This window comes from Mycobacterium sp. IS-1496 (genome assembly GCF_001499995.1).
Lineage (GTDB): Bacteria > Actinomycetota > Actinomycetes > Mycobacteriales > Mycobacteriaceae > Mycobacterium.
This window is the reverse complement of sequence record NZ_LQIU01000056.1, coordinates 75,654-97,769: the sequence shown is the minus strand read 5'-3', so window position 1 is coordinate 97,769 and position 22,116 is coordinate 75,654. Positions and strand designations below refer to the sequence as shown.

The window sequence follows — 22,116 nt, the reverse complement described above, 5'->3', positions numbered from 1 at the left end:
CGTTGGGGTCTTGGTGCCCACCGGGAGAGTAAGACCGAAAGGGTGTACGTGGCAGCGACAAAGGCAAGCCCGGCAACCGATGAGCCGGTGAAGCGCACCGCTACCAAGACCCCCGCGAAGAAGACCGCCGCGGCGAAGGCCCCGGCGGCCAAGGCAGCGAACGGGACCGCACCGGCCAAACGGGCCGCCAAGGGCACCGCGACGAAGACCCGCGGCCCGGCGAAGAAGGACGGCACCGCCACCCGCGGTCGCGGCAAGAAGTCCACCGCGCCCGAGGCCGGCGCGGCCGACGCCCTCGCCGCCGACGACGATCTCGACAGCACAGACACCCTCGACGCCGAACCGGACATCGACGTCGACGACGCCGATCTGGACCTCGAGGATCTCGACACCGACGAGGACTCGGCCGACGACTCGGACGACTCCGAGGACGAGAGTGAGGGGGCCGAGGCCGCCGGCGCCGAGGTCAAGGCCGACCCGAAGGGCGGAGCGGTGCCCGCCGCGCCCGCCACCGAGGACGAGGAGATCGCCGAGCCGTCCGAGAAGGACAAGGCCTCCGGCGACTTCGTCTGGGACGAGGAGGAGTCCGAGGCGCTGCGGCAGGCCCGCAAGGACGCCGAGCTCACCGCCTCTGCCGACTCGGTACGCGCCTACCTCAAGCAGATCGGCAAGGTGGCGCTGCTCAACGCCGAGGAGGAGGTCGAACTCGCCAAGCGGATCGAGGCCGGCCTGTTCGCGACGCAGAAGCTGGCCGAGCTCGCCGAGAAGGGCGAGAAGCTGCCGGTGCAGCAGCGCCGCGACATGCAATGGATCTGCCGCGACGGCGACCGCGCCAAGAATCACCTGCTCGAGGCGAACCTGCGTCTGGTGGTGTCGCTGGCCAAGCGCTACACCGGCCGCGGGATGGCGTTCCTGGACCTCATCCAGGAGGGCAACCTCGGTCTGATCCGCGCGGTCGAGAAGTTCGACTACACCAAGGGCTACAAGTTCTCCACCTACGCCACGTGGTGGATCCGTCAGGCCATCACGCGCGCCATGGCCGACCAGGCCCGCACCATCCGCATCCCGGTGCACATGGTCGAGGTCATCAACAAGCTGGGCCGCATCCAGCGCGAGCTGCTCCAGGACCTGGGTCGCGAACCCACGCCCGAGGAGCTCGCCAAGGAGATGGACATCACGCCGGAGAAGGTGCTGGAGATCCAGCAGTACGCGCGTGAGCCGATCTCGCTGGACCAGACGATCGGTGACGAGGGCGACAGCCAGCTCGGCGACTTCATCGAGGACTCCGAGGCCGTCGTGGCGGTCGACGCCGTCTCCTTCACGCTGCTGCAGGATCAGCTGCAGTCGGTGCTGGAGACGCTGTCGGAGCGCGAAGCCGGCGTCGTGCGGTTGCGCTTCGGTCTGACCGACGGCCAGCCGCGCACCCTCGACGAGATCGGCCAGGTCTACGGCGTCACGCGCGAGCGGATCCGTCAGATCGAGTCGAAGACGATGAGCAAGCTCCGGCACCCCAGCCGGTCCCAGGTGCTGCGCGACTACCTCGACTGACCGTGCCGAGACCTCCGAGGGTTCCGCCCCAGCGGGTGGTGCGCGCGATCGACCGCGTCCGCGCCGGGCTGCAGCGTCTGCACCGCACGACCGCGCCGGGCAACATCGCCCTGCTCGAACTGGCGACCGGCGCCTGGACCACCGCCGCGCTGTACACGGCCGCCAGGCTCGGGATCGCCGACCAGTTGGCGGCCGGGCCGAAACACTCCAACGACGTCGCTGCCCGCATCGGCGCGAGTCCGGACGGGGTGCACCGGCTCATGAGGGCGCTGACCAGCCGCGGTGTGCTCACCCAGCACGCTGACGGTTCGTTCGCGCTGACCCGGGTCGGCGATGCGCTGCGTTCGGACACCGAGGGTTCGCTGCGCGACATGGTGCTGTTCCTCGGCCACCCGATCCGCTGGGCGGACTGGGGCAACCTCGAACACTCCGTGCGCACCGGCAAGACCGCGTTCGCCGAACTGCACGGCAGCCCGTTCTTCGATTACCTCGCGACGGACCCGGAGTTCGCCGGGGTGTTCAACAGGGCGATGACGGCGTCCAGCGGTCTGAGCGACGAGGTGGCGCTGGGCGCCTACGACTTCTCGCGGTTCAGGCTGATCGTCGACGTCGGCGGCGGGCACGGCTCGGTGCTGGGCACCGTCCTGCGCAGTGCCCCCGAGGCCCGCGGGGTGCTCTACGACCTGCCCGCGGTGGTGGCCGACGCCGGCCCGACGCTGGCGGCCGCCGGGGTGGCCGACCGCGTCTCGGTCACCGGAGGATCGTTCATGGACTCGGTGCCCGACGGCGGCGACGTGTACGTGATGAAGAACATCATCCACGACTGGTCCGATGACGACGCGGTGACGATCCTGCGCAACATTCGCACGGCCATGGCGCCCGGCGGCAGGCTGGTACTGCTCGAGATGGTGTTGCCCGAACGCGCCAACGCGTTCATCGGCCTGATGCTCGACCTCGAGATGCTGGTCACCGCGGGCGGCCGGGAACGGACCCGCGGCGAGTACGCGAATCTCTTGGCACGCACCGGTTTTCGTCTCACCCGAGTCATCGACACCGTGACTCCCCTGTCGATCGTCGAAGCCGAGCCGGTCTGATGCCGGGCGACCGGACCCACATCGGATCCGGTACGGAGTTCGAAGCGCTGGTGGGGTATTCGCGCGCGGTGCGGGTCGGCGACCACGTCGCGGTGGCCGGCACCACCGGCGCGGGCGGCGATGTCGTCGCGCAGACCCGAGATGCGTTGCGCCGCATCGAATCCGCACTCGCCCAAGCCGGGGCATCCCTGGCGGACGTGGTCCGGACCCGGATCTACGTCACGGACATCTCATGCTGGCGGGAGGTGGGCGCCGTGCACGCGGAGGTGTTCGGGGCCGTGCGTCCGGTGGCGACGATGGTCGAGGTGTCGGCGCTGATCGCCCCTGACCTCTACGTCGAGATCGAGGCCGACGCTCACGTCAGCTGATCGAGCGGGGCGAACGTGCCGTCGGGCCCCGGCCGGTAGGGCGTGACATCTGTCACGGCCCCGGCGGGCAGCGGACCGTACAGGTGCGGGAACACCATCGCCTCGGGATCCGTTGGAAGACCGGGCTCCCAACGCACCGGGTCGGTCAGCCGGTCCGGGTCGATGTGGAGCAGCACCAGATCGGTCCGGCCGGCGAAGAGTCGGTTGGCCGGGAGGTGCACCTGCTGGGGTGTCGACAGATGCACGAAGCCGACACTCCCGAGCGAGTCCGGCCGGTGTTCGCCTTCGGCTGAAATCGCCTGCCATTCGCCCGCACTGCACAAGTGCACGAGGACAGGTGGTTTCGGGGTCGAATGTGGGTACATACGTCTAGCCTGCCTCGCCGGCAACCCGGGTTGGCGTGAGACACGACACACCGGTGAACCCCTAGGGAACAAGGCCGGAACTGAATACGTCTGACAGAGTGGAGATACGCGTGAGGGTGAACCGCCCGATCGCAGAGAAGGAAACGGAGGAGCCATGACCGCAACTCTGACCAGCCCCGAACTCACGCGGGCTGATCGCTGCGATCGCTGCGGTGCCGCGGCGCGCGTACGCGCGAAGCTGCCCTCCGGCGCGGAATTGCTGTTCTGCCAGCACCATGCCAACGAGCACGAGGCGAAGCTCGTCGAGCTCGCAGCGGTTCTCGAAGTGAGCCCTGTCGAGGCGTAAGTCCGGACCACGGCCCACCAACACGGCCTCAGCCATTGTGGGTGTAATCACCCGTCGTCAGTAATGCTGGTCTGGTCATGACAGACCAGCCCCCGCCGACAACAACGACCCGCCACCACGTTCGCCGCACCCTCATTCGCACCCTGTCGAAGAGCTGGGACGACTCGATCTTCTCGGAGTCGGCCCAGGCGGCGTTCTGGTGTGCGCTGTCGTTGCCCCCGCTGCTGCTGGGGATGCTCGGCAGCCTGGCCTACATCGCGCCGCTCTTCGGTCCCGATGTCCTCCCGACGATCGAGAACCAGCTGATCAGCACCGCCGACAGCTTCTTCTCGTCCAACGTCGTCAACGAGATCATCGAGCCGACGGTGCGCGACATCGTCAAGGGAGCCCGCGGCGAGGTGGTGTCGCTGGGCTTCGTCATCTCACTGTGGGCCGGGTCGTCGGCGATCTCGGCGTTCGTCGACTCGATCGTCGAGGCCCATGATCAGACTCCCCTGCGGCATCCGGTCCGGCAGCGCTTCTACGCGCTGGGCCTCTACGTGGTGATGCTGCTGTTCGCGATCGGCGCCGCTCCCCTGCTCGCGCTGGGCCCCCGCAAGGTCGCGGAGTTCATCCCCGACGACTGGGACGCCGTGCTGCGGTTCGGCTACTGGCCGACGTTGTTCATCGGCCTGATGATCGCGGTCAACATCCTCTACCGGGTGTCGCTGCCGAAACCGCTTCCGTCACACCGCCTGATCCTCGGCTCGATCCTGGCCACGGTGGTGTTCCTGGTCACCACCCTCGGGCTGCGCGTGTACCTCGGATGGATCACCAGCACCGGCTACACCTACGGCGCGCTGGCGACACCGATCGCGTTCCTGCTGTTCGCCTTCTTCCTCGGCTTCGCCATCATGGTCGGTGCGGAACTCAACGCCGCGGTCGAGGAACAGTGGCCGGCGCCGACCACCCATGCCCGCCGGATGAGGGGCTGGCTGGAGGAACGCGCCGCATCCGACCGGCCCACCGCGCCCGCCGCTCCGGTCACACCCGACGAGCCCGCTACTTCTTGAGCGACTCGTAGATCCGCTTGCAGTCCGGGCACACCGGCGAACCGGGCTTGGCCGACTTCGTCACCGGGAACACCTCACCGCACAGCGCGACGACGTGGGTTCCCATCACCGCGCTCTCGGCGATCTTGTCCTTCTTGACGTAGTGGAAGTACTTCGGGGTGTCGCTGTCGGTCCCGTCGTCGAGACGTTCGTCGGTGTCCGTGCGCTCGATCGTCTGCGTCTGCATACACACATTGTGCCCGGCAAGTATTCGGTAAGAAATGCGACGGGCGCGGCGGGTGGGTGGTGTGGAACAGTGGAGGTATGAAACACGGCTCCGAGCTGAGTTTCGACGATGAGGGTCGGCCGGTACTGATCACTCGTGCCGCGCCCGCGTACGAGGAGCAGCATCGTGCCCGCGTCCGCAAATACCTCACGCTGATGTCGTTCCGCATCCCCGCCCTCATCCTCGCCGCGGTCGCCTACAGCGTCTGGGAGAACGGCCTCATCTCGCTGGGCATCGTGGTCCTGTCGATCCCGCTGCCGTGGATGGCCGTCCTGATCGCCAACGACCGGCCGCCGCGGCGCGCCGAGGAACCCCGCCGCTTCGACAACAGGCGGATTCCGTTGTTCCCCACCGCGGAACGGCCCGCGCTCGACCAACCCACCCGGACCGCACCGCAACCGGACGTCGCGGGTGACGACCCCGACGTCGGCCGCTGACGGGTCCGACCGGCCATTCTCAGCACTTTCTCAGGCCTTCCGCGAGAAACCGCTGATCAACACGTGTGAAGCACGCGATACCCGGGAACTACTGACGGCACTTGAACGTTGAAGCTCATGACAGACCGAGCTGATCAGGAGGCCGTCATGGCAAATGCCACCACAAGCCGCGTCGATGGCGATCTGGACGCCCAGAGCCCAGCCGCCGACCTCGTGCGCGTGTATCTCAACGGCATCGGCAAAACGGCCCTGCTGAACGCCGCCGACGAAGTAGAGCTGGCCAAGCGCATCGAGGCCGGGCTGTACGCCCAGCACGTGTTGAACACCAAGAAGCGGCTCGGCGAGAGCCGCAAGCGCGACCTGGCCGCGGTCGTCCGCGACGGCGAGGCCGCCCGACGTCACCTGCTCGAGGCCAACCTGCGCCTCGTGGTGTCGCTGGCCAAGCGGTACACCGGCCGGGGCATGCCGCTGCTGGACCTCATCCAGGAGGGCAACCTCGGGTTGATCCGCGCCATGGAGAAGTTCGACTACACCAAGGGCTTCAAGTTCTCGACGTATGCGACGTGGTGGATCCGTCAGGCCATCACCCGCGGCATGGCCGACCAGAGCCGCACCATCCGGCTCCCGGTCCACCTGGTCGAGCAGGTCAACAAGCTCGCCCGGATCAAGCGCGAGATGCACCAGAACCTCGGCCGCGAAGCCACCGACGAGGAACTCGCCGAGGAGTCCGGCATCCCCGCGGAGAAGATCGCCGATCTGCTGGAGCACAGCCGCGACCCGGTGAGTCTCGACATGCCGGTCGGCAGTGACGAAGAGGCCCCGCTGGGTGACTTCATCGAGGACGCCGAGGCGATGTCGGCCGAGAACGCGGTGATCTCGGAGCTCCTGCACACCGACATCCGGCACGTGCTGGCCACGCTCGACGAGCGTGAGCAGCAGGTCATCCGGCTGCGGTTCGGTCTCGACGACGGGCAACCGCGCACGCTCGACCAGATCGGCAAGCTCTTCGGACTGTCCCGCGAGCGGGTCCGCCAGATCGAGCGCGAAGTGATGGCCAAGCTGCGCAACGGCGAGCGGGCCGACCGGCTGCGCTCCTACGCGAGCTGACCCGACACACCCCGAACGACCAGCGTGCCCGCCGGCTCACCCCGGCGGGCACGTTGTCGTCAACCCCACAGCCGACCGCGTGTGTCGTCACCGATGAAGACCGCAGATGAGGCGGCTCAACCGGTAGACTCGACGCGACAGAGGGTCTTGAGAGGCGCCGAATGAACGACTTGGTCGACACCACTGAGATGTACCTGCGCACCATTTACGACCTCGAGGAAGAGGGCGTGGTGCCGCTGCGCGCGCGCATCGCCGAGCGCCTCGACCAGAGCGGTCCGACGGTCAGCCAGACCGTGTCGCGCATGGAGCGCGACGGACTGCTCCAGGTCGCCGGGGACCGGCATCTCGAACTCACCGAGAAGGGCCGCGCACTCGCCATCGCCGTGATGCGCAAGCACCGGCTCGCCGAGCGGCTGCTGGTCGACGTGATCGGCCTGCCGTGGGAGGAAGTCCACGCCGAGGCCTGCCGCTGGGAGCACGTGATGAGCGAGGACGTCGAGCGGCGCCTCGTGCAGGTGCTCGACAACCCCACCACCTCCCCCTTCGGCAACCCCATCCCCGGGCTGTCCGAACTCGGACTCGACCCGTTGTCGCGGGCGGACGCCGGCAATCTCGTGCGGCTGACCGAGCTGCCGGCCGGCATGCCGGTCGCGGTCGTGGTCCGCCAGCTCACCGAGCACGTTCAGGGCGACGCCGAACTCATCGCGCGTCTCAAGGACGCCGGTGTGGTGCCCAATGCGCGCGTCACCGTCGAGTCCGCCGACCACGGTGGAGTCAACATCGTCATCCCCGGCCACGAACAGGTCGAGTTGCCGCACCACATGGCCCACGCCGTCAAGGTCGAGAAGGTCTAACCCGCGCGACGGCGATTCCGCTGACGCGGCGGCAACCGCACGCCCAACTGCTCGGCCAGCCGGTAGCCGGTGACCGCGAGTTCGCGGATCCGTTCCGGGCGCAACCCCGACTGCAGCGCTTGATCGAGCATGCCCGCCATCCGGTGGACGGGGTCGAGCCGCAGCGCGGCGTCCAGCGACACACCGGCCAGGGGCCCGTCACCCCGCGCGTAGGCGGAGAACGCCAGCAGCACCAGCGCCTCGGTGCGCCACGGCGTGGGCAGGATGCGCGCCAGCGACACCCACAGCGCCTCGACCCGGTCGGCGTCCTCCCCCACCGCGAGCGCGAACAGGGTGTCCCGCACCCGCACGTCACGCAGCGCGCGGCCCACCCGGGCGGCCACCTCGTCGGACAACACACCGCCGTCGGCGACGTGGGCTGCCGCCGCCCGCGCTTCGTCGATCGCCGCACCGGCCTGCCTGGCGGACATCTCGGCCGGGCCCTGGGAGTCCGCGGCGATCACGTCGGCCAGTTCCGCGCTGCGCACCGGGTCGGCGGCGACCACCGCCTGCAGTTCGGCCCGGCCGGTGTAAAGCCTGCGGCCGTCGAGCACCGCCGCCACCGCCAGCGGCGACGCCGAAGGATCCTCGATCACGCCGCCGCGGCCGCAACCGTCGGCGCAGTGCCAGCGTCCGCCGGTGGCGACGCGGTCGACCACGTGCGCGCCGAGCAGCGTGATGTCCCAGGACGCCAGCTGTTCGGCCAGCAGGTCGGCGAGTTCCCGGTAGTCGTCGTTGCAGGGGTGGCAGCCGGCCCCGTGCTCGTCGACGATCACGGCGACCGCGCCGTCGGGCCGGCCGGCCGCCGCCACCTCGGCGAGGTGGGCGATCTGTTCGTCCATGTCGTCGTCCAGGTCGATCCGGAGGACACACCCGAGGTCACCGCGGTCCACGGTCACCAGCACGAGGGACATCTCGGGCACGAAGCCCAGGACGGCGGGCACGGCGGCGATCAGCGTGCCGGGACGGTCGAGTTCGAAGTCGGGGGTATGCGATGTCGTCATGCCTCGAACAGTGGCCGCCCCTGCCGTCAGTCCGGCCGCGGCGGGCGCTGCGCCGGCCTCATCTGTGGATGAACACGCCGCTGGGGAGAGCGGCCGTCACGGGGCGGCGCGTCGCAGTGTCAGCAGCGCGTCGGTGAACAGGGTGTCGAGCGCGGACGTGTCAGGTGGGGTGTCGGGATCGTTGTTCAGCCACGCGACCGTCAGCCACACCTCGTTGACCTGGGCACTCAACGCCAGCACCCGCACCGGCGGCTCGGTGGACCGCACGATAGTGGCCTCGGTCGCCAGCGAGTCGTCGGCATCCACCGGCGGCGGGGGCAGCAGCACGGTGTCCACGGTGCTGACCACCTCCCCCGCGGTGGCGGTCACCGACGCGCAGCGGGCGAGCTGGTCGCGCCGGCTCGAGAGCGCGGCGTCGGCGCGGGTGAGGATCACGGTGAGCGCGGCACCGGTCGACGGGTCGACGCCCTGTGCGGCCACCGTCCGCCGCGGATCCGGTCCGACGCGAGGCGGTGCGCATCCGGCCGGCTCCACGGCGGCGCCGGTCGGCACACCGTCGACGGCGGCGACGGCCTCGCCGGTGGCCTGCGGGTCGAGGATCGCCGCCTGGTAGGCCGGCGGGAAGCGGGACGGATCGATGAGCGCCTCGGCGAGGACGACGGGCCTCGCGTCGGCGTCCAGCGAGGGCGTGCCGTCGGTCATGCGCACGCATCCGCACATCACCGCACACGCGAGCACCACCGCACCCGTGGCGCCGAGACCCCGCACGAGCACGCCGTCCATCGCGGTCATCGTCTCACCGCCCTGCCACCGGCGGAGTCAGGCGCACCGGGCGGGTACGCAAGGTCACCGCGCCCGACGCGCGGAGCACGCCGCGGCCAGGGCGTCGAGCCGCTTCCCGCGCCTGACAGCAACGCCGGTTCAGCACACACCGATCCGGGCATCCTGCGTGGAATGCGGTATCACCCGTACCGTGTTGCCCCGGGTGCCGGTACCCGCGGCAGCGGGCGCCGCAAAATGCGCGACACTTATGGTCACGGCGCGACGTTGTAGAGGCGTTGACACCGCGGCGAGGAGGCGAACCGAGATGGCAGACCATCCAGACATCCCAGAGCAGCAGTACCAACCCGAGCAGACCGGCATGTACGAGCTGGAGTTCCCCGCTCCACAGCTGTCCGCGGCCGACGGACGCGGACCGGTGTTGCTCCATGCGCTGGAAGGGTTCTCGGACGCGGGTCACGTGGTCCGGCTGACCACCGCGCACCTCAAGAACAGCCTCGACACCGAACTGGTCGCGTCGTTCGCCATCGACGAACTCCTCGACTACCGCTCGCGGCGGCCGCTGATGACGTTCAAGGCCGACCACTTCTCGGGCTACGAGGAGCCCGAACTGAACCTCTACGCCATGCACGACAGCGTCGGCACCCCGTTCCTGCTCCTGGCGGGCATGGAGCCCGACCTGCGCTGGGAGCGCTTCATCACCGCAGTTCGTCTGCTGGCCGAACAGCTCGGTGTCCGCCAGACCATCGGGCTGGGCTCGATCCCGATGGCGGTGCCGCACACCCGGCCGGTGACGATGACCGCGCACTCGAACAACAAGGAACTGATCGCCGAGCACACCCCGTGGGTCGGCGAGGTGCAGGTGCCGGCCAGCGTGTCCAACCTGCTCGAGTTCCGGATGGCCCAGCACGGCCACGAGGTGGTCGGCTACACCGTGTACGTGCCGCACTACCTGTCCCAGACGGCATATCCGCCTGCCGCCGAGGCGTTGCTCGCCGAGGTCGCCAAGACGGCGGCGCTTCACATCCCGCTGGCCGCGCTCGGAGAGGCCGGCGCGGAGGTCTACACCAAGATCAACGAGCAGGTCGAGGCCAGCGTCGAAGTTGCTCAGGTGGTGACGGCACTGGAGCGCCAGTACGATGCGTTCGTCGCCGCTCAGGAGAATCGTTCGCTGCTCGCGCACGACGAAGACCTGCCCAGCGGTGACGAACTCGGCGCCGAGTTCGAACGGTTCCTCGCGCAGCAGACCGGCGAGAAGGACAAAGAAGACCGGTACCGGGACGGCTTCTCCGACGGCGAGGAGCGTAGCTGAGCACACCGCACGCCGGAGCACTCCCGGCCCGATGACGAGGTTGGCGCCATGACTGACCGAACACCCAACCTCCGCCCGGTCCGCGATGTCACGCCGACGCTGCACTACCGCACCATCCACGGGTACCGCCGGGCGTTCCGGATCGCCGGCGACGGCCCGGCGATCCTGCTCATTCACGGCATCGGCGACAACTCCACGACGTGGAGCACCGTGCAGACGACACTTGCGCAGCGCTTCACGGTGATCGCGCCGGATCTGCTCGGGCACGGCAGATCGGACAAACCCCGCGCGGACTATTCGGTGGCCGCCTACGCCAACGGCATGCGGGATCTGCTCAGCGTGCTCGGCATCGACCGGGTGACGGTGATCGGCCATTCGCTGGGCGGCGGGGTGGCGATGCAGTTCGCCTACCAGTTCCCTCAATTCGTCGACCGCCTCATCCTCGTCGGCGCCGGTGGGGTGACCAAGGACGTCAACATCGCGCTGCGCGTGGCCTCGCTGCCGATGGGAACCGAAGCGCTCGCGCTGCTGCGGCTGCCGCTGGTGTTGCCGGCGCTGCAGGTTGCCGGGCACGTCGCGGGCAGCGTTCTGGGCACCACCAAGATGGGCCGCGACCTTGCCGAGATGATGCGGATCCTCGCCGATCTGCCCGAACCGACGGCGTCGTCGGCGTTCGCCAGGACCCTGCGCGCGGTGGTCGACTGGCGTGGTCAGGTGGTCACGATGCTCGACCGCTGCTATCTGACCGAATCCGTTCCGGTGCAGCTCATCTGGGGTACCCACGATTCGGTGATCCCGGTCAGCCATGCCCGGTTGGCGCACGCGGCGATGCCCGGGTCGCGGCTGGAGGTCTTCGAGGGCGCCGGGCACTTCCCGTTCCACGACGATCCGGACCGGTTCGTCGAAACCGTGGAGCGGTTCATCGATTCGACCGAGCCGGCGACCCATGACCAGGAACTGCTGCGTCAGTTGTTGCGCGCCGGACTGAGCGAATCGGCGATCAGCGGATCCGTGGACACCCGCGTCGCGGTGCTCGACGCGATGGGCAGCGACGAGCGCAGCGCAACCTGAACGCCCCGCGCCGACGAACACGTAGCATCGGCCCATGGCCATCGATGTCCAGGTGTTGCGGGTCTTCACCGACGCCGACGGGAACCACGGCAACCCCGTCGGCGTCGTCGACGCGGCCACCGTCGACCCCGCCGACCGGCAGCGTATCGCCCGCGAACTCGGTTACAGCGAAACGATTTTCGTCGACATCCCGCAGGCCGGTGCGACGACCGCGCACATCAGGATCTTCACCCCCGCCACCGAGTTGCCCTTCGCCGGGCATCCGACCGTCGGTGCGGCGTGGTGGCTGCGGGAGAACGGCCTGCCGGCGCGCACCCTGCAGGTGCCGGCCGGCATCGTGCAGGTCGGTTACGACAACGACCTCACCGTGGTCAGGGCCCGGTCCGACTGGGCGCCCGAGTTCGCGATCCACGACCTGGGCTCGACCGACGCACTGGCCGCCGCGGACCCCGGAGACTATTCCGACGACGCCCACCACTACCTGTGGACGTGGACCGATCGCGAGGCCGGACACATCCGCGCTCGCATGTTCGCCCCGGATCTCGGTGTGCCCGAGGACGAGGCGACCGGCGCGGCGGCGGTGCGCATCACCGACTACCTCAGCCGCGACCTGACGATCGTGCAGGGGAAGGGTTCGGTGATCCACACCGTGTGGAGTCCCGACGGATGGGTGAGCATCGCCGGCCGGGTCGTCGCCGACAGCGGGCGCCGCCTCGAATGATCCGCGATCAGCCCGAGCGCGTGACGTCCTGGTGCGCGCGCAGGGCTTCGATCTCGCGCTCGAAATCGGCTGCGGACTCGAAGGATCGATACACCGAGGCGAAGCGCAGGTAGGCGACCTCGTCGAGATCACGCAGCGGGCCGAGGATCGCGAGGCCGACCTCGTGGCTGGGGACCTCGGGCGAACCGGTCGCCCGGACCGCGTCCTCGACCTGCTGGGCGAGCAGGTTGAGGGCGTCGTCATCGACCTGGCGGCCCTGGCACGCCCGGCGCACGCCCTTGATGACCTTCTCGCGGCTGAAGGGTTCCGTCACACCGCTGCGCTTGACGACGGCGAGCACCGCGGTCTCCACCGTGGTGAACCGCCTGCCGCACTCCGGACAGGACCGGCGGCGCCGGATCGCCTGGCCTTCGTCGGTCTCACGGGAGTCGACGACGCGAGAATCGGGATGACGACAGAACGGACAGTGCATCACCGCTCCTTCGCCAGACCGCCGGGTACGCCCTTCGAACCCTTGCGAGCCTACCCGGGTGCCATCACCGCCGCCGAGGGCGCGGGCCGGTGGCCACCCCACGTCCGGCGCGGTGAGCAGCGCCGGTGCCCCGCACCACGATTCACTGTCCACGACGCACGTCAGCCGACAGGGGCGATGAGCGTCTGCCCGGCATCGATCGCCGCCGAATCCAGCTGGTTGAGCTCTCGGATCCGCTCGACCACCGCACCGACCGGGGCGTCGGGGGCGACGCGCTGCGCGACCTGGTGCAGGCTCTCGCCGGTCTGCACCTGCACCACCGCCAGTTCAGCGGGCACCGAGGCCTGCTGACCCGCCACGCCGCCCAGGTTCGCCACCAGGCCCAGCCAGACCGTGATCCCTGCCGCCACGAGGGCGAGCAGCACGGTCGTCGCAGGCGTGATGGGGCGGCGGCGATGCGAGGCGCGCGACACCAGCACCGCATTGCCCCGGTGGCGGAGCGCCGCACCGGCGGGCCGCCCCGCATGCGGCCGCCGGACATCGGTGGTGCGACGCACCCCGCGCGCGGCCGGATGCTGCTGGATCTGCCTCACTTCGAGGATCGTCATGTGGGTGCCCTTCCCTGTGGATGTTCGCCTGTGTGTTCGAATGTAGTCGATCACGTGTTCGATTAATAGAACGTGTGATCGAACTGTTGCAGACGATAAATCAGGGGTCCGACATTTAGCCTTGGTCTGAGTCCACGGGCTGGTCCGAGGGTCCGACTGGGACACATGGTGATCCCTGAGATTTGAGCGGCCTCTCGTGGACGTTGGTGTCTGGTCGTGCGGTGTCCTTGTTCGGGAACTTGGAGCCAGCCGGTGGGCGTGGACTCCTGCTTAGAGAATGTCTGGGCCGTGGCCGCGGTGGTCAGTCACCTGGTGATCTGAAAGAGCCAGTGGCAGGAGGGTTTGCAGTGGCATTGACGTTGGGGATCGACGTCGCGGTCCGGACTGCGCATCAGGCGACGCTGTCCCGTGACGGCAAGACACTGTGGCGGGGCCGTAAGTTCTTGACCCGCCCGGAGGAGCTGGAGCGGGTGTGGGCCGATGTGGGTGTTGAGGATCCCGCTGAGCTGACGGTGGTCCTCGAGCCCACCAGAAACGCGTGGATCGTGATCGCCGAGTGGTTTCGCCGACGCGGCGCCAGGGTGGTGATGGTGCCGACCACGCAGTCGGCCGACCTGCGCAAGTACTACTCCAAGCACGCCAAGAACGACCGGATCGACTCCGAACTGTTGGCCCGACTGCCGCTGCTGCACCCGGAAGGATTGCGTTTCTACACCGGCCAAGGCCCAGCGGATCCCTTGCGGCGGCTGACCAAGCAGCGCTCCACGATGGTCAAGCGCCGCACCGCGGTCTATGCCCGTCTCGATGCTCTCATTGAGCTGCTGGGACCGGCCTGGTATGCGGTGCTGGGCTCCAATTACGGCAACGCCGCGCTGGAATTTTTGGCCCGTTATGCCGATCCACGCACGGTGATCCGCCTCGGCCAGGGCAGGCTGGCCAGGTTCCTCATCGCCCGCTCACGTGGCCATTGGCGTGACGAGCATGCCGCTAGCCTGATCGCCGCGGCAAGAGAAACCCTGGCTCTGTGGGATGTGGACGGTGCCGAGGGGATGGACTTCGCCGAACTGGCTGCCGATATCGCCCACGAGGCCGAACAAGCGCTGTTTTTGACACGCCAGATCAAAGAGATCGATGAGCGGCTCGCCAACCTCTACGCCGATGCCGACCCGCAGGGCATCGTCGCCTCCGCACCTGGTGTGGGCGCTACCGTCAGCGCGGTCATCGCCGGCCGAATCGGTGACCCGCACCGTTTCACCTCCCTCTCGGCGATCCGCGCCTACACCGGACTCGTCCCGAAAGTCAGCCAATCAGGAGTGATCAAGACCGAGTCGTCGATCACCAAGGCCGGCGACCCGCTGCTACGCGAAATGCTCTACACCGCTGCAGATCAAGCACGCAAAGTCGATCCCCAATTTGCCGCGAAGTACCAGCGTCTGATGGCCGGCGACCGCCACCACGACTCGGCGATCTGCCACCTTGCCACCATGTTGATCACCCGCATCGCCACCTGCATGCGCGCCGGACAGACCTACCAACTACGCGATGTCGACGGCACAGCCATCACCGAGTCCGAAGGTCGCGCCATCGTCAAACAGCGCTACCAACTCGACCCCGGCGCCGCGATCACGTCCGCCACAAACTCATGCGCGAGCGGCGCAAAAAGGCGGGCCAGGAGTCACAGGAGTCGCCAAGCGCTCCAACATCCGGGCCCGCCAACAACCACCCTACGAGCCAGCACGTCGCTTGACATCCCTTAGGAACTCAAGTCCGTCCGAGCGGCGATCCGGGCGGCATACGGCGACGATCCCGCCCCCACGTCGCGCGACACGCGTCGAACACATGTTTGATCATCGGGCTCCGGGCGACTAGATTCGGCCCCATGAGCGACGACAGCAGCGAGACCCGGACCGGCGGGCGCCGCGGCGCAGACGCCGGCCTGACCGAACGACAGCGCACCATCCTCGAGGTCATCCGCGCCTCGGTGACCAGCCGCGGCTACCCCCCGAGCATCCGGGAGATCGGCGACGCCGTCGGCCTCACGTCGACGTCCTCGGTGGCGCACCAACTGCGCACGCTCGAGCGCAAGGGCTACCTGCGGCGTGACCCCAACCGGCCCCGCGCCGTCGACGTCCGCCTCTCCGACGAGCAGGCGACGCCGGTGGTCACCACCGATGTCGCGGGCAGCGACGCGCTACCGGAGCCGACGTTCGTGCCGGTGCTCGGCAGAATCGCCGCCGGCGGGCCGATCCTGGCGGAGGAAGCGGTCGAGGACGTGTTCCCCCTGCCGCGCGAACTCGTCGGCGAGGGGTCGCTGTTCCTGCTCAAGGTGGTGGGCGAATCGATGGTCGACGCCGCGATCTGCGACGGCGACTGGGTGGTCGTCCGGCAGCAGGCGGTCGCCGACAACGGTGACATCGTCGCGGCCATGATCGACGGCGAAGCCACCGTGAAGACCTTCAAACGCAGCCGCGGCCAGGTGTGGCTGATGCCGCACAACCCCGCTTTCGAACCGATTCCGGGCAACGACGCCGCCGTGCTGGGCAAGGTCGTGACCGTCATCCGCAAGATCTGACGGCTGCTCAGTCGCCGCGGACGAACCCGTTGGTGCGCGCGAATTCCTCGCTGGCGAAGAAGATCTCGGCGACCGCATCGTCGTAGCCGGGGCTGGACGGTGCCCAGTACAAGCCCGTCTTGGTGTCCGCCTTCACCGGGTAACCCGGCGGCGGAGAGCCCGAGCCCTCGCCGGCCAACTGGATGGCCGTGCGGCCGGGGGTCGGCTCCTCGATGTCGATCGCCGCGTGCCTACCGCTGGGCGCGTCGTCCACGAAGGGCGCCATGAACGCAGCGGGCATCGCCGGTTCCTCGTCCGCCCAACCCTTGTCTTCCGACGCCTCGTCGACACGCGCGGCGTCGGCCGGCTCCTGTGTGGCCGGACCGCCCACACCCGACTCGGTGAGCGCGGGGGCGGGCAGGGAGGGTTCCTCGAGTGCGGACTGGGCCCGCGCCTCGTCGGTCACCGGCGCTTCGATGCGCGTCGGCGCGGTGTCGATCGAGTCGGGATCGTCCTGTCCACCGAAGAGACCGTCCGGGCCCGGGGCGAAAGACCGCTCCGCCGGAACCGCCTCGTCGCCCGAATCGTCAGGCGGGTTCCACGGACCTGTCGATGCGGCCGGTCCGCCGTAATCGCCGGCATACCGGCCGCGCTCGTCGTCGCCGCCGTCGGCCGCGCCACCGCGGTCGCCCGCCCGGTAACGCGCGGCGTCGGCGAAGATGTCCCCCTCGTCACGGAAGTGGTCGTCGCGGAAGTGGTCGTCGCGGTCGCCCCGGCGGCGTCTCCACAGCACGGCGCCGGTCACCAGCCCGACCACGAGCAGCACCGGGATCAGCGCCAGCAGCCACCACCAGTTCCACCGCCAGCTCAACCACTTGCCGTCGTCCTCGGCCGCGGAGGACTGCGGCTGCGCGGGAGACTTCGGCGCCTCCTCACCCGGCACCTCGAGGCCGGCCAGTCGCGCCGCGAGATTCGCCGGCTCGGTGCTGAACCTGCCGGTCGACCGGTCGTAGGACAGCACACCGTCGCTGAACCGCTGGGTGACGACATCGCCGTTCTCGGTCTGATCGGCCGTGGGTGCGCCCAGCGGCCCCTTCGCCCCGTCGAGCTTCGACCATCCCGCGTTCATGGCGCCCCGCACGATCACGGCACCGTAGTCGGGGGTCCAGAAGATGACCGGCTTGTCCTCCGCCGCGAAGGTGCTGATGCGGCTGTTCGAGCCCAGCCCGCCGTCGGCTTCGCTGTTCGTCGGGAAGCCCAGGTCGCCCTCCGGCCCGCCCACACTCTCGTACTTCTCGAGAACCTGACCGGTGACGACGTTCGCCCCGGTCTGCGGCGTGTAGAAGATCTTGCCGCCGGCGTAGTTCTGACCGACCCCGTCGTCGCCGATCTTGTACTGGGACCCGTCCTTGGCGCCCAGCGGGCCCAGCGCGCCGCCGGCCGCGCGCCGTGCCGCCGCGATCGCCGATGTGGCGTCCTGCGGGATCGGCAGGTCCTTGAGCTGACCGGCGAGCTCGGGCGGAACCGTGGTGAACGTCTTGTCCTTGCGGTTCCACGACAGCTGCCCGCCGGTGAACCTCTGGGAGGCCACGTCGCCGCGGTACACCTCGTCCTCGGCGGGCACCCCCAGCACACCCGCCGATCCGCCGAGCCGATCCCACGCGGCGTTGATCGCCCCGCGCACGACGCGGGCGCCGGTCGCCGGTGTCCAGAAGATCACCGGCTTGTCCGCTGCGGAGAAGGTGGCGTTGCGGCTGTCCGGGCCGACCCGCCCCGGCCCCTCGTCGATCGTCGGAAAGCCGAGGTCACTGTCGGCGGGCCCGCCGAGCGACTCGTACTTCTCGAGGACCGCGCCCTGCATCCAGTGCGCGCCGGTGGCCGGGGTGAAGAACATCTTGCCCGCCGCGAAGTTCTGGCCGAATCCGTCGCCGACGGGGTAGACACGGCCCTCACGCACGCCGAGCGGACCGGTGGGGCCACCACTGCCGTCGTAAGCCGCGGTGATGGCGTCGTTGGCCTCGGTCGCGGGATCCGCCGTCGCCAGGGGCGCCGAGAACAGACCCGCCGCCGCCACCGCCAGACCGATCGTCACGCGCGCCAGCGCCGTGTGCAGCAGGGGTCGCCGCCCGCTCATCGAACCTCCCGTTTTCGGCGCGAAAGTGACTCGAAAGTATCGCGCCAGCCAATCTTGTGACAGCCGACGTCCATTTCGCGCGCACGACAGGCGATTCTCGGCAAGATACTTGCGAATCGGGGGACCTAGACTTTCCGCCATGCCCACCCGACCGAGCAGCCTCACCCATTGGGGAGGCTTCTCCGCCGAGGTCGCGTCCGGTGACATCGCCTCCGTCGCCCCACTGCCCGGAGACCAGGACCCCTCTCCCCTGCTGGGCAATCTGCCCGGATCGGTGCGGCACCGCTCCCGCATCGCGGGTCCGGCGGTCCGGCGCGGCTGGCTCGACGACGGTCCCGGCCCCAGCAGGCGCCGCGGTGCCGACGAATTCGTCGCGGTGTCGTGGGATGAGCTGACCGAACTGCTCGCGGCCGAACTGCGCCGGGTGGTCGACACGCACGGCAACGAGGCGATCTACGGCGGTTCCTACGGGTGGGCCAGCGCCGGACGGTTTCACCACGCCCAGAGCCAGGTGCACCGCTTCCTCAAACTGCTTGGCGGCTATACCTTTTCGCGCCACTCCTACAGCCTGGGCGCAACCGGCGTGATCATGCCCCGCGTGGTCGGCACCCACGACGACCTGTTCAAGCGCTCCACCGACTGGGACGTCATCGCCGGCCACACCGATCTGCTGGTGTGCTTCGGCGGGCTGGCGATGAAGAACACGGGAACCAATCACGGTGGCACGACGGCACACCCGGCCCGTGACGCGCTGCGCAGGTTCCGCGAACGCGGCGGCCGCATCGTGTCGTTCTCACCGCTGCGCGACGACGTGGACGGTGAGTGTGAATGGCACGCACCGGTACCGGGCACCGATGTGGCGATCATGCTGGCGATGGCCCACGTGCTGGCCACCGAGGGGCTCGCCGACCGCGGCTTCCTCGCGACGCACTGCGTCGGCTACGAGCGATTCGAGCGCTACCTGCTCGGCGTCGACGACGGTGTCGCGAAGACCCCGGGCTGGGCGGCGGCGATCTGCGGTCTGCCGGCCGACGAGATCGCCGCACTGGCACGGCGGATGGCCGCGCAGCGCACCATCGTCACCGTCAGTTGGTCACTGCAGCGGGTCCGGCACGGGGAGCAGGCGCCGTGGATGGGTTTGACGCTCGCGGCGATGCTGGGTCAGATCGGTCTTCCCGGAGGCGGTTTCGGGCACGGCTACGGGTCGATGAACGAGCCGGGTCTGCCGCCGCTGCGGTGCGGTCTGCCCCGGCTGCCGCAGGGCGTCAACCCGGTGCGCACGTTCATCCCGGTCGCCGCGGTCAGCGATATGCTGCTGCACCCCGGTGAGATGTTCGACTACAACGGGATGCGGCTGACCTACCCCGACATCCGCTGCGTGTACTGGGCCGGCGGCAACCCGTTCCACCACCATCAGAACCTTCCCCGGTTGCGGCGGGCGCTGGCCCGCGTGGAGACCGTCGTGGTGCACGACCCGTACTGGACCGCGATGGCCAGGCACGCCGACATCGTGGTGCCGTCCACCACCGCCTTCGAGCGCGACGACTACTCGGGGTCGAAGAACGACCCCGTGCTGATGGCGATGCCGAAACTGGTCGAACCGTATGCGGACAGCCGCGACGACTACGACACATTCGCCGCGCTGGCCGACCGCCTCGGCTTCGGCGAGCAGTTCACCGAGGGGCGCACCGCCCGTCAGTGGCTCGCCCATCTCTACGAGAAGTGGTCGGCCGGGCTCGATTTCGCGGTGCCGACCTTCGAGGAGTTCTGGCGCGACGGCAGCCTCCGGCTACCCGTCGAACCGGGTCTGACGCTACTCGGCGACTTCCGCGCCGACCCCGTGGCGCACCGACTGGGCACCCCGAGCGGCCGCATCGAGATCTTCTCCTCCGACATCGCCGGGTTCGGTTACGCCGACTGCGTCGGACATCCCGCGTGGTTCGAACCCACCGAATGGCTCGGCGGCGAACGTGCCGCCACCTATCCGTTGCATCTGATCGCCAACCAGCCGGCCACCCGGTTACACGGCCAACTCGATGGTGGCGCCACCAGCCAGGCGGCGAAAGTTCAAGGGCGCGAGGCGATCCGGATGCACCCCGGAGACGCCGCCGATCGCGGTGTGGCCGACGGCGATGTGGTGCGGGTGTTCAACGACCGCGGCGCCTGCCTGGCCGGTGTGGTGCTCGACGACCGCGTCCGGCGCGACGTCGTACACCTGCCGACCGGCGCCTGGTTCGATCCGGCCGACCCCGGAGACTACGACGCGATGTGCGTGCACGGGAACCCCAACGTGCTCACCGACGACGTCGGCACCTCGTCGCTGGCGCGCGGCAGCACCGGCGCCCACGTGCTGGTGCAGGTGGAGAAGTTCACCGGTACACCGCCGCCGGTGCGGGCACACGAACCGCCGGTGATCCGGCGACGGTGAACACCGCCCCGGCGGGGCGGTGTCCGGCCTCGGCTCGCTAGCGGGCGGCTTGCGGCCGCCGGCGCGGGCCGCGCGAGCGCGCACCGTCGCCCTGAGGCCGTCCCTGCCGCTCTCCGTGGCCCTGCGGCTTGGAACGCCTGCGGGGACGGTCGGAGGCGCCGCGGGGCTGCTCCACAGCCTTCGGGGCAGGCGCGCGATACGGCGCGACCTCGCCCACCAGTGCGGTGACCGACGGCGAATCGGCTCCGACCTGCTGGGGTGCGACGTTGATGCCGGCGCGCCGCAACAGCGCGGCGGTGTCCCGCCGCTCCTCGGGCAGCACGACGGTGACGACGTCGCCCGCGCTCCCGGCGCGCGCGGTGCGGCCCGAGCGGTGCAGATAGGCCTTGTGCTCGACGGGAGGGTCGACGTGCACCACGAGCTCGACCTCGTCGACGTGCACACCACGGGCCGCGATGTCGGTGGCGACCAGCACCTTGGCGTCTCCCGTCGAGAACGCGGCGAGGTTGCGCTCACGGGCGTTCTGGGACAGGTTGCCGTGCAGGTCGACCGAGGGCACGCCGGCCTCGGTGAGCTGACGGGCCAGCTTGCGGGCCTGATGCTTGGTGCGCATGAACAGGATTCGGCGTCCGGTGCCCGCGGCGAGCGTGTGGACCAGCGCCTTCTTCTCGTGCGCACCGGCCACGTGGAACACGTGGTGGGTCATCGCCGGCGGCGGCGCGTTGACCTCGTCGACCGAATGGGTGACGGGCTCGCGGAGAAAGCGGCGCACCAGCTTGTCGACGCCGTTGTCCAGGGTCGCCGAGAACAACAGCCGCTGACCGCCCGCGGGCGTGGCGGCCAGGATGCGGGTGACGCCGGGCAGGAAGCCGAGGTCGGCCATGTGGTCGGCCTCGTCGAGCACGGTGATCTCCACGCTGTCCAGCGAGATGATCCGTTGGCGCATCAGATCTTCGAGCCGCCCGGGGCAGGCGACGACGATGTCGACACCGGACCGCAGCGCCGCGGCCTGCGGGTTCTGCGAGACACCACCGAAAATGGTGGCGACCTTCAGATCGTATGCGGCGGCGAGAGGTTCGAGGACCGCGGTGATCTGGGTGGCCAGCTCACGCGTCGGCGCGAGCACCAGGCCGGACGGGCGCGCCGACCGCCGCTTGGCGTCGGCGAGGCGGCTCACCAGCGGCAGGGAGAACGCCAGCGTCTTGCCGCTGCCGGTCTTGCCGCGGCCGAGCACGTCACGGCCGGCCAGGCTGTCGGGCAACGTCGCGGCCTGGATCGGGAACGGGCTGTCGATGCCGCGGTTCTCGAGAACGCGGCGCAGCGGTCCCCGCACACCGAGGTCGGCGAAGGATTGTGCAGTCGTCATGCAGGTGTGTGCCTTTCAGGGCAGTGTCGCGCACCCCGCGCAGCGCCGTTGCGCGGCACAGGTGATGGGTGCACAAGTGGCGAGATTGCCGGTCGGCAACATCGATCGCCGCGAGAAGAGCTTGAGCCGGACGCGATGGTAAGCGTTCCACGACGAGCCGTCGTCGGTTTCGGTGACGTCGGCGTTGAGGACAG

At 69.3% G+C, this 22,116-nt stretch carries 22 protein-coding genes; 14 read left to right on the top strand and 8 right to left on the bottom strand.

Features of this window, described 5'->3' with window-relative positions; genetic code table 11:
- The first annotated feature begins 48 nt into the window (after positions 1-48).
- Genes AU195_RS22020 through AU195_RS22010 form a run of 3 tightly spaced genes read left to right on the top strand, consistent with a single transcriptional unit; the run spans position 49 to position 3,010 of the window.
- Entirely contained in the window at positions 49-1,548 is a 1,500-nt protein-coding gene (locus AU195_RS22020; RefSeq protein ID WP_059161239.1) for an RNA polymerase sigma factor, read from the top strand.
- A gap of 2 nt (positions 1,549-1,550) precedes the next feature.
- Complete coding sequence (locus AU195_RS22015) at positions 1,551-2,642, top strand: methyltransferase (RefSeq protein ID WP_059161149.1); 1,092 nt, start codon at positions 1,551-1,553, stop codon at positions 2,640-2,642.
- A complete protein-coding gene (locus AU195_RS22010) occupies positions 2,642-3,010 on the top strand; it encodes a RidA family protein (protein ID WP_059161148.1) in 369 nt (122 codons plus the stop codon). The genes AU195_RS22015 and AU195_RS22010 overlap by 1 nt, the downstream gene beginning before the upstream one ends.
- On the opposite strand, the gene AU195_RS22005 is transcribed toward AU195_RS22010, so the two are convergent.
- On the bottom strand, positions 2,998-3,375 hold the full coding sequence (locus AU195_RS22005; RefSeq protein WP_059161147.1) for a DUF952 domain-containing protein: 378 nt from the start codon (positions 3,373-3,375) through the stop codon (positions 2,998-3,000). The two genes, AU195_RS22010 and AU195_RS22005, sit on opposite strands and share 13 nt — an antisense overlap.
- Positions 3,376-3,529: 154 nt before the next feature.
- Between AU195_RS22005 and AU195_RS25430 the strand changes: the two genes are divergently transcribed.
- On the top strand, positions 3,530-3,721 hold the full coding sequence (locus tag AU195_RS25430; RefSeq protein WP_011559579.1) for a DUF7455 domain-containing protein: 192 nt from the start codon (positions 3,530-3,532) through the stop codon (positions 3,719-3,721).
- 77 nt (positions 3,722-3,798) lie between these two features.
- Positions 3,799-4,773 (top strand): YihY/virulence factor BrkB family protein, encoded by a 975-nt coding sequence (locus AU195_RS21995; protein ID WP_059161146.1) that lies wholly within the window; start codon positions 3,799-3,801, stop codon positions 4,771-4,773.
- On the opposite strand, the gene AU195_RS21990 is transcribed toward AU195_RS21995, so the two are convergent.
- Positions 4,763-4,999: a DUF3039 domain-containing protein gene (locus tag AU195_RS21990; RefSeq protein WP_059097213.1), complete on the bottom strand. Its 237-nt coding sequence runs from the start codon at positions 4,997-4,999 to the stop codon at positions 4,763-4,765. The two genes, AU195_RS21995 and AU195_RS21990, sit on opposite strands and share 11 nt — an antisense overlap.
- 59 nt (positions 5,000-5,058) lie before the next feature.
- On the opposite strand from AU195_RS21990, the gene AU195_RS21985 reads away from it, so the two are divergent.
- The 3 genes from AU195_RS21985 to AU195_RS21975 all read left to right on the top strand — a co-directional run bounded on the left by AU195_RS21985 (position 5,059) and on the right by AU195_RS21975 (position 7,436).
- Positions 5,059-5,475: a DUF3099 domain-containing protein gene (locus AU195_RS21985; protein ID WP_059161237.1), complete on the top strand. Its 417-nt coding sequence runs from the start codon at positions 5,059-5,061 to the stop codon at positions 5,473-5,475.
- Positions 5,476-5,592: 117 nt separating this feature from the next.
- On the top strand, positions 5,593-6,582 hold the full coding sequence (locus tag AU195_RS21980) for a sigma-70 family RNA polymerase sigma factor (protein ID WP_286149448.1): 990 nt from the start codon (positions 5,593-5,595) through the stop codon (positions 6,580-6,582).
- Between the two features lie 161 nt (positions 6,583-6,743).
- Positions 6,744-7,436: an iron-dependent transcriptional repressor DtxR gene (locus AU195_RS21975; RefSeq protein WP_059161144.1), complete on the top strand. Its 693-nt coding sequence runs from the start codon at positions 6,744-6,746 to the stop codon at positions 7,434-7,436.
- Here the strand turns inward: AU195_RS21975 and AU195_RS21970 are convergent.
- A complete protein-coding gene (locus AU195_RS21970; RefSeq protein WP_059161143.1) occupies positions 7,433-8,479 on the bottom strand; it encodes a DUF4192 domain-containing protein in 1,047 nt (348 codons plus the stop codon). The two genes, AU195_RS21975 and AU195_RS21970, sit on opposite strands and share 4 nt — an antisense overlap.
- Positions 8,480-8,575: 96 nt before the next feature.
- Positions 8,576-9,271, bottom strand: coding sequence for a DUF5642 family protein (locus AU195_RS21965; protein WP_059161142.1), 696 nt, complete (start codon positions 9,269-9,271; stop codon positions 8,576-8,578).
- A 295-nt stretch (positions 9,272-9,566) separates the two neighbouring features.
- Here AU195_RS21965 and AU195_RS21960 point away from each other — a divergent pair, with 295 nt between their 5' ends.
- The 3 genes from AU195_RS21960 to AU195_RS21950 are packed head-to-tail and all read left to right on the top strand — an operon-like array spanning position 9,567 to position 12,363.
- Positions 9,567-10,571, top strand: coding sequence for a proteasome assembly chaperone family protein (locus tag AU195_RS21960; protein ID WP_059161141.1), 1,005 nt, complete (start codon positions 9,567-9,569; stop codon positions 10,569-10,571).
- Between the two features lie 48 nt (positions 10,572-10,619).
- The gene (locus AU195_RS21955; RefSeq protein ID WP_059161140.1) at positions 10,620-11,642 is read left to right on the top strand and encodes an alpha/beta fold hydrolase; all 1,023 of its coding nucleotides are present in this window, start codon (positions 10,620-10,622) and stop codon (positions 11,640-11,642) included.
- A 34-nt stretch (positions 11,643-11,676) separates the two neighbouring features.
- The gene (locus tag AU195_RS21950) at positions 11,677-12,363 is read left to right on the top strand and encodes a PhzF family phenazine biosynthesis protein (RefSeq protein WP_059161139.1); all 687 of its coding nucleotides are present in this window, start codon (positions 11,677-11,679) and stop codon (positions 12,361-12,363) included.
- 7 nt (positions 12,364-12,370) lie between these two features.
- On the opposite strand, the gene nrdR is transcribed toward AU195_RS21950, so the two are convergent.
- Together nrdR and AU195_RS21940 are read right to left on the bottom strand one after the other, a co-directional pair.
- Positions 12,371-12,835 carry a transcriptional regulator NrdR gene (gene nrdR, locus AU195_RS21945; RefSeq protein ID WP_011559568.1) on the bottom strand — a complete coding sequence of 155 codons (465 nt, stop codon included), beginning with the start codon at positions 12,833-12,835 and terminating at the stop codon, positions 12,371-12,373.
- A gap of 161 nt (positions 12,836-12,996) precedes the next feature.
- Entirely contained in the window at positions 12,997-13,443 is a 447-nt protein-coding gene (locus AU195_RS21940; RefSeq protein WP_059161138.1) for a LysM peptidoglycan-binding domain-containing protein, read from the bottom strand.
- Between the two features lie 347 nt (positions 13,444-13,790).
- Here AU195_RS21940 and AU195_RS21935 point away from each other — a divergent pair, with 347 nt between their 5' ends.
- Both AU195_RS21935 and lexA read left to right on the top strand, forming a co-directional pair.
- On the top strand, positions 13,791-15,200 hold the full coding sequence (locus AU195_RS21935; protein WP_286149447.1) for an IS110 family RNA-guided transposase: 1,410 nt from the start codon (positions 13,791-13,793) through the stop codon (positions 15,198-15,200).
- 122 nt (positions 15,201-15,322) lie between these two features.
- Positions 15,323-16,015, top strand: a complete 693-nt coding sequence (lexA, locus tag AU195_RS21930) for a transcriptional repressor LexA (protein WP_059161137.1) — start codon at positions 15,323-15,325, stop codon at positions 16,013-16,015.
- 7 nt (positions 16,016-16,022) lie between these two features.
- On the opposite strand, the gene AU195_RS21925 is transcribed toward lexA, so the two are convergent.
- On the bottom strand, positions 16,023-18,128 hold the full coding sequence (locus AU195_RS21925) for an LGFP repeat-containing protein (RefSeq protein ID WP_059161136.1): 2,106 nt from the start codon (positions 18,126-18,128) through the stop codon (positions 16,023-16,025).
- Between the two features lie 139 nt (positions 18,129-18,267).
- On the opposite strand from AU195_RS21925, the gene AU195_RS21920 reads away from it, so the two are divergent.
- Positions 18,268-20,556: a molybdopterin-dependent oxidoreductase gene (locus AU195_RS21920; RefSeq protein ID WP_059161135.1), complete on the top strand. Its 2,289-nt coding sequence runs from the start codon at positions 18,268-18,270 to the stop codon at positions 20,554-20,556.
- A gap of 37 nt (positions 20,557-20,593) precedes the next feature.
- Here the strand turns inward: AU195_RS21920 and AU195_RS21915 are convergent, their stop codons facing one another.
- A complete protein-coding gene (locus tag AU195_RS21915) occupies positions 20,594-21,922 on the bottom strand; it encodes a DEAD/DEAH box helicase (protein ID WP_059161134.1) in 1,329 nt (442 codons plus the stop codon).
- Positions 21,923-22,116 lie beyond the last annotated feature (194 nt).